We start from the raw sequence: 7,939 nt of genomic DNA, 5'->3' as shown, positions 1-7,939 counted from the left end.
CAGCTACGACTACGGCGCGCCCATCAACGAGTCGCGCGTCATGCGCGACAAGGCCATGGTGCTCAAGCAGATGGGCAGCTTCGTGCAGGCCGCCACGCCAGTACTGGCGGCGCAGGACAAGGGCGAGGTGCTCGACCCTGGCAACGCCAGGGTCAGGCTCTATCACAACGTCAACAAGGCGCTGGGCAGCCATGTACTGCTGGCCCAGCACAACCACCTGTCGGGCACGGCCGCCTTCGGCTTCAAGCTGCAGACTCGCGACGGCAGCTACGCCATCCCGCAGGCCGGCAAGCTGACGCTGACGGGCCAGGACGCCAAGATGCTGCTGGCCTCCTACGCGATGGAGCGCCAGCACCTGGTCTATTCGACGTCCGAGATCCAGACCCACCTGCAGCAGGGCCCACGCGACGTGGCGCTGCTGTACGGTCGCGACGGCGACGACGGCGAGACGGTGCTGCGCTATTCGGCCAAGCCGACCGTCAAGTTCCTGCGCGGCCAGGCCCAGGTGAACTGGGACGCCAACCGCGGCGACCTGCGGCTGAACTACGCCCACACCGGCCTCATCGAAGTGCTGATCAGCGGCGGTGGCCGCGCGCCTTTGTTGTTGCTGCTGGCCGACGAGAAGACCGGCTGGGAGTTCTGGCGCCTGAAGGCCGGCAACCAGACCGTGCTGGTGCGCAGCGCGGCGCTGGTGCGCACGGCCGCCCTGAGCGGCAAGACGCTGCAGCTGACCGGCGACACAACGCAGACCAGCGGCTTGCGCGCCTGGGTGCCGGACGGGATCAGCGGCCTGAGCTTCAACGGCCAGGCCGTGGCCGCCGGCGCTCAGGACCTGAGCCTGGTCGCCCGCGCCACGCTGGCCGGCCCCGATGCGGTCAAGTTGCCGGCGCTGATGCAGCAGGCCTGGACACGCCGCTTCGACTCGCTCGAAGCCGACCCGACGTTCGACGACAGCGCCTGGCGCAGGACCGACGCGCCCGTCTCGGCCGCCAACGTCTACACCGCGTCCGACAAGGGCCAGCCGGTGCTGGCGATGAGCGACTACGGCTTCCACCATGGCGACGTCTGGTATCGCGGCCGCTTCACCACCACCGACACCAAGCCGCTGCAGCTGGAGCTGTTCTTCGGCGGCGGCGGCGCGGGCATGATCCAGGTCTGGGTGGATGGCAGATTCATCGGCCAGCAGGAACACGACACCGGCCGGCCCTTCCCAGAAACCACCGACACCTTCCGCCACCTGCTCAGAGACCTGCCGCCCGGCGAGCACGTCATCGCCGTGGTCGTGCGCAACAACTCGCACAACTGGGACCTGTTCGCCGATGACGTGCACAAGGAGGCGCGCGGCCTGATCTCCGCCTCCATCACGCCCAAGGGCGGCCAGCGCTTCGGCACGCCCATCGCCTGGAAGATCCAGGGCAACAAGGGCGGCGAAGACATTGCCGACCTGGTGCGCGGGCCGATGAACAACGGCGGCCTGCATGGCGAGCGCATGGGCTGGCACCTGCCGGTCGACCCGGCCAAGCCACAGCCAGGATGGGACGCCACCTCGCCCACTGCAGCCCCGCCCGCACCCGGTACCTACTGGCTGCGCACGAGCTTCAAGCTGGACATGCCGCCAGGCCATGACGTGCAGCTGGGCCTGGCCTTTGGCGACACCAGCCAACCTCGCTCCGAGGTCGAGAACCGCGCGCTGATCTTCGTCAACGGCTGGAACATGGGCCAGTTCATCGCCCACATCGGCCCGCAGCGCGTCTTCGTGCTGCCGCCGGGCATCCTGAACCCGAACGGCGAGAACACGCTGACCCTGGCCGTGACCACCGATGGCCAGACCGCCAATGCGCTGGAAGCCGTGCGCCTGGTGCCCCTGGCCGTGGCGCGCGGCGGCGTGCCGCTGCAAGCCGTGCCCCAACCCCGCAATCTGCAGCGATGAACAAGCTCCTCCCCCTGCCCATCCTGATCACGGCCGCCCTGCTCGCCAGCGCGGCCCTCGCCCAGCGCCAGGAGCAGCGGCTCGACAGCGGCTGGCGATTCAGCAAGACCGACCCCGGCGCGGCGATGCAGCCGGCCTTCGACGACAGCGGCTGGCGCGCCGTGCGGGTGCCTCACGACTGGAGCATGGACGAGCCCTTGCGCGCCGACCTGGGCAGCGGCAACGGCTACGCGGCCGGCGGCATCGCCTGGTATCGCCGCAGCTTCGCGGTCGGCGCCGAGCAAAAGGGCCGCGTCGCGCGCATCAGCTTCGACGGCGTCTACGAACGCGCCCAGGTCTGGATCAATGGCCAGTACGTCGGCGGCCGCCCCTTCGGCTACAGCAGCTTCCAGTTCGAGCTGACGCCCTACCTTAAGTTCGACGGCAGCCCCAATGTGCTGGCCGTGCGCGTGGACCATTCGCGGCAGATGGACTCGCGCTACTTCACCGGCTCCGGCATCTACCGCGACGCGCGGTTGAGCTTCACCGACGCGCTGCACATCGCGCCCTGGGGCACCTATGTGACGACGCCCCAGGTCAGCGCCGCCAAGGCCGAGGTGAAGGCGCAGGCCGAGCTGATCAATGCCGCGACGACCGCGCGCCAGCTCACCTTGCGCGCCGAGCTGCTCGCGCCGGACGGCCGCGTCGTCGCGACCCGCGAGTCGCAGGCCCGGCTCGCCGCCGGCGAGCGCCGCGCGCTGGCCCAGACCTTGGCGGTCAACAAGCCGCAGCGCTGGTCGCTGGAAACCCCCGCCCTCTACACGCTGCGCCAGACCGTCCTCGTGCAAGGCCAGCTCGTCGACCAGACGACGACGCCATTCGGCATCCGCAGCTTCCGCTTCGACGCCAGCACCGGTTTCACGCTGAACGACCGGTCCGTGAAGCTCAAGGGCGTGTGCCTGCACCACGACGCCGGCAGCCTGGGCGCGGCCGTGCCGGTCTCGGTGCTGGAGCGCCGGCTGCAGCAGCTGAAGGACATCGGCGTCAACGCCATCCGCACCAGCCACAACCCGCCCGCGCCCGAGCTGCTGGACCTGGCCGACCGCATGGGCCTGCTCGTGCAGGCCGAGGCCTTCGACGAGTTCACGCCGACCAAGAACAAGTGGATAGAGGGCTGGAACGTCGGCGTGCCCGGCCGCCAGGGCTATGGCGAGATGTTTGCCGAATGGGGCGTGCGCGACGTGGAAGACATGGTCAGGCGCGACCGCAACCACCCCAGCATCATCATGTGGAGCGTCGGCAACGAGGTCGACTACCCCAACGACCCGTTCTCGCATCCGGTGCTGGGCGCCAGATACCGCCCCGCCGCGCCGCCGGCCAGCGACCTGGTGCGCTGGGGCAAGCCGCTGGTGGATGCGGTGCGCCGCATGGACCCGACGCGGCCAGTCACGGCAGCCATGGCGTCCGTCGAGATGAGCGACGCGGTCGGCTTCGGCGAGCTGTTCGACGTGGCCGGCTACAACTACCAGGAAGCCCGCTACGCGGCCGACCACGCCAAGTTCCCGAAGCGCGTCATCTACGGCAGCGAGAACCGCCACGACTACCGCGCCTGGGCCATCGTGCGCGACACGCCCTACATCAGCGCCCAGTTCCTGTGGACCGGCTTCGACTACCTCGGCGAGGCGGGCCGCTGGCCGCTGCGCGCGGCGGACTTCGGCCTCTTCGACCTGGCCGGCTTCATGAAACCGCGCGGCGCCTTCCGCGCCAGCCTGTGGAGCGACAAACCGGTCGTCTACCTCGCGGCCGCCACCGCCTCGGCCACTTTGCACGCATCGCAATCCGGCCAGGGCACGCCGCTGCTGGACCAGCAAAAGCGCGCCAAGGTCGCCGAGCACTGGAACTGGCCTGCCGGTGAATCCATCGTCGTCTCCGCCTATGCCAACACGACCGAGGTGCAGTTGTGGCTGAACGGCAGGCTGGTCGGCACGCAGAAGGCGGCCGATGCCGTCGAGGGCATCCTGAGCTGGACGCTGCCGTTTGAAGCCGGCGAGCTGAAGGCCGTCGGCCTGAAGGATGGCAAGCCCGTGGCCGAGTTCAAGCTGGAGACGGCCGGCGCGGCGGCACGCGTCGAGCTCAAGCGCGTGGCCACGGGCAAGGACGGCGTTGAGCAGGTCGCCTTCTTCGTCGTCGACGCCCAGGGCCGCCGCGTGCCCGATGCCGCGCAGAAGCTGCGCTTCGAGCCGCTGGGGGCCGCCGAGATTCTCGGCATCGGCAACGGCAACCTGGCCGACGTGGATGATCCGAAGGATGCCGAGCATGCCGTCCACGAGGGCCGCGGCCTGGCCGTGCTGCGCCGCACCGACAACGCCATGCCCGCGCGCCTGCGCGTCAGCGCGCCCGGCCTCGCCGCGGCCGAGTTGCCGCTTTGAATGAGACGAGAAACACCATGTCCAACCAGACCCTCAAGCCCGTCGACTCCTCCAAGATCCACCCGCTGCTGGCCCACCACACGGCCCACCTCGGCGCGGACCGCGACGACATCCGTGGTGCCATCGACCGCCTGATTCACAACCTGATCAACATCGAGGACAAGGACGGCAAGTTCCTTTTGCGCCTGGACGACGGCCGCGTGCTGGACACCAAGGGCTGGAACGGCTTCGAGTGGACGCACGGCGTGGGCCTGTACGGCGTCTACAAGGTCTGGGAGCTGACGGGCGACCCCAAGGCCTGGGACATCATGACGAGCTGGTTCGAGGCGCGCTTTGCCGAAGGCATGCCCAGCCGCAACATCAACACGGTGGCGCCCTTCCTGACGCTGGCCTACCTGTTCGACCGCACCGGCGACCGCCGCTATCTGCCCTATATCGACCGCTGGGCCGAGTGGGTCTACCACGACCTGCCGCGCACCGAGGAAGGCGGCTTCCAGCACATCGTCTACAACAGCGTGAACCACCAGCAGCTGTGGGACGACACGTTGATGATGTCCGTGCTGCCGCTGGCCAAGTTCGGGCTGCTGTTGAACCGCCCGCACTACGTGGAAGAGGCCAAGCGCCAGTTCCTCGTGCACATCAAGTACCTGGCCGACCGCAAGACGGGGCTGTGGTTCCACGGCTGGACCTTCGACGGACGGCACAACTTCGCCAATGCGCTGTGGGCGCGGGGCAACTCGTGGGTCACCATCGTCATCCCCGAGTTCCTTGAGCTGCTGAACCTGCCCGAGGGCGATGCCTTCCGCCAGCACCTGATCTCCACGCTGGAGGCGCAGGTCAAGGCCTTGGCGCAATTCCAGTCGCCTTCGGGTCTGTGGCCGACGCTGCTGGACGATCCGACGTCCTACGACGAGGCGGCGGCTTCGGCCGGCTTCGCCTACGGCATCCTGAAGGCGGTGCGCAAGGGCTACATCTCGCGCGACTACGAAGCGTTTGGTGTGAAGGCCGCGCTGGCGGTGCGCAAGCACATCAACGACGCAGGCGAGCTGACGCAGGTGAGCTTCGGCACGCCGGTGTTCAACACGCTGCAGGAATACAAGGACATCCCGTTGACGTCGATGCCGTTCGGGCAGGCGATGGCGTTGTTGGCGATGGGCGAACTGCTGGTTCGGTTCATCTGAGCCGTGATGCGGTGCTTTGGGTTTGTGGCAAGGCCCAGCCGGGATTTCGGCCCGGCGGCCGACCTACTTTTTGCGCCGCCAAAAAGTAGGCAAAAAGCTCTCCCCCGCAAAACCGGCCCTGCGGGCTCCCCTGCGATGCTCGAAACCCGGGGCCGCGCCGAACTCACTTCGCTACGCTCCGTTCAGACAAGCGTCGCGAGTCAGTTCTTGAAGTGCGCTGCGCGCACGCCCCGGGCTTCTGCGCTTCTCGGCGGTTTAGAGGGGGAGGCCCCGGACCCCAACAGCCAACAGCCAAACCCGGAAGCCGGCTGTTGCCGGCTGTTCATTCACCCCCCCTCTGAGCCCGCCGAGGAGCGCAGGGCGTTGAGGCCGCGTGCGCAGCACGCTTCAAGAACTGACTTCGCGCAACTGTCTGAGCGCAGCGTAGCGAAGCGAGTTTTGCGCGAGGCCTCGACGACCGAGCACCACAGGGCAGCCCGCTGCGAAGCTAAGGGCCGGGCGGTTCGGGGGCGACTTTTTGCCTTCTTTTTGGTCGCAAAAAAAGAAGGTCGCCCGCCGGGGCGACGACCCGGCATGGGCCTCACGCATTAAGCCAAAGCAGCAGAGACAAGCGTTCCAAGCGCCAAGCACATGATCACCAAAAACCTCCACCCCGCCGCAAGACAACCCACCTGGATCAACTACTGGGGCTGGGGCAGTGGCGACATGCTCGGCGCCGGCGCCCAGGCGGTCATCACCGGCTGGCTGTTCTATTTCTTCACGACCTTCTGCGGCCTCAGTGCCGCCGAGGCCGGCCTGGTGCTGGGCCTGCCGCGGCTGATCGAGGCCATCACCTGCCCGCTCATCGGCTATGTGTCGGACAACCTGCGCCACACCTGGGTGGGCCGCAAGATCGGCCGGCGCAAGATCTTCCTGCTCATCACCATCCCGCTGCTGCCCAGCTTCGCGCTGATCTTCCGCACCGGCCACACCTTCTATTACTACCTGCTCGTCTTCATCTTCTTCGAGCTGCTCTACACGATGTTTCTCATCCCCTGGGAAACGCTGGCAGCCGAGATGACCAAGGACTACAAGGAGAAGGCCAAGTTTGCCGGCGCCCGCATGATCGTGGCGCAAAGCTCGGCCATCCTGGCGTCCTACCTGCCCACGCTGCTGATCACCCAGTTCGGCGGCAAGGACTCGCCCGACACCTTCTTCTGGATGGCGGCCATCTTCGGGGTCATCTTCTCCGTCGTCGTCACCATCGTCGTGCTGACGAGTTGGGAGCGGCCGTACGGCACGCGCGAACAGGCCGTCATGTCGCAGACCTTCGGCGGGGTGAAGTTCTTCATCCTGTGGGGTATCCCGCTGAAGATGTTCCGCGACCTGTTCTCCACGCTGAAGATCCGCGCCTTCCGCCAGCACCTGTCCATCTACCTGGGCGGCTACCTGTCGCAGGACATCTTCAACAGCGCCTTCGCCTTCTTCGTGGCCACCGTGTTGATGGGTGCCACGCTCGTCATCTCGCAGCTGATGACGGTCATGTACGTGGCCCAGCTGGTCTCGGTCATGGTGGCCATCCAGATCGTCATCCGCACCGGGCCCGTGCTGGCCTACCGGCTGGCCGCCTCGCTGTTCGGCGCCGCGCTGCTTCTGTACCTGGTGTTCTACATGGTGCGGCCCGACGGCTTCGATGCGGGCTTCAAGGCACTGGGCACCAGCGTCTTCGCCTCGCTGGACCCGACGCGCCCCGAGTTCTCCCTCAGCCTCGTGTTCTGGCTCTTCATCCCCATCGTGCTGGCGGGCCTGGGCCGCGGCACGCTGAACTTCGTGCCCTGGTCGGTCTACAACTACCTGCCCGACGTCGACGAGGCCGTCACCGGCCAGCGCCGCGAGGGCATCTTCGCCGGTGTGATGACGCTGGTTCGCAAGCTCGCGCAGAGCGCAGCCATCATGGCCAGCGGCTGGATCATCGACTGGGGCGGCTACATCAAGACCAAGCCGGGCGAAGTCGTGGTGCAAAGCGCCGAGGCCGTGCAGACCGTCACCTTGCTGATGGTCGGCGGGCCGCTGCTGATGCTGGTGCTGGGCGCCATCGCGTCCTGGTCGTTCCGCCTGAACGCGAAGACGCACGCGGTGCTGGTGCACGAGGTCGAGCGCCTGCGCAATGGCGCCACCGAGGCCGAGAGCGACGAGAACCGCCGGATCGTCGAGGACCTGACCGGCTGGCCCTACGACAAGCTGTGGGGCCGCGGCAGCGGCCACGTGGCCGACTCCACGCTGCAACCCCTGCAAACGCGCCCATGACCGACTTCAGCCGCCGCCACTTCTTCAAGACGGCGTCGCTGCCGCTGGGCCTCACGGCCCTGGCGACGGCCGCCGGTGCCGCACCCTCACCCGCGCCGGCCGCTGCGGTGGCGGGCGACCTGCTCGCGCTGCGC

General features: G+C 67.8%; 4 protein-coding genes. All 4 read left to right on the top strand.

Going from position 1 to position 7,939, the window contains the following annotated elements; translation table 11 throughout:
• On the top strand, positions 1–1,930 hold a 1,930-nt coding region (locus tag ACT6S0_RS24945; RefSeq protein WP_444766450.1), incomplete at its 5' end, for a beta galactosidase jelly roll domain-containing protein.
• On the top strand, positions 1,927–4,338 hold the full coding sequence (locus ACT6S0_RS24940) for a glycoside hydrolase family 2 TIM barrel-domain containing protein (protein ID WP_444766449.1): 2,412 nt from the start codon (positions 1,927–1,929) through the stop codon (positions 4,336–4,338). The genes ACT6S0_RS24945 and ACT6S0_RS24940, both read left to right, overlap by 4 nt.
• Before the next feature lie 17 nt (positions 4,339–4,355).
• A complete protein-coding gene (bglB, locus tag ACT6S0_RS24935) occupies positions 4,356–5,519 on the top strand; it encodes a beta-galactosidase BglB (protein ID WP_444766448.1) in 1,164 nt (387 codons plus the stop codon).
• A 630-nt stretch (positions 5,520–6,149) separates the two neighbouring features.
• Positions 6,150–7,805 carry an MFS transporter gene (locus ACT6S0_RS24930; protein WP_444766447.1) on the top strand — a complete coding sequence of 552 codons (1,656 nt, stop codon included), beginning with the start codon at positions 6,150–6,152 and terminating at the stop codon, positions 7,803–7,805.
• Positions 7,806–7,939: the final 134 nt, after the last annotated feature.

Source organism: Roseateles sp. (assembly GCF_052436255.1).
Lineage (GTDB): Bacteria > Pseudomonadota > Gammaproteobacteria > Burkholderiales > Burkholderiaceae_C > Pelomonas.
Note: the sequence above shows the minus strand (reverse complement) of the source record. Positions and strands in the feature narration are given on the sequence as shown.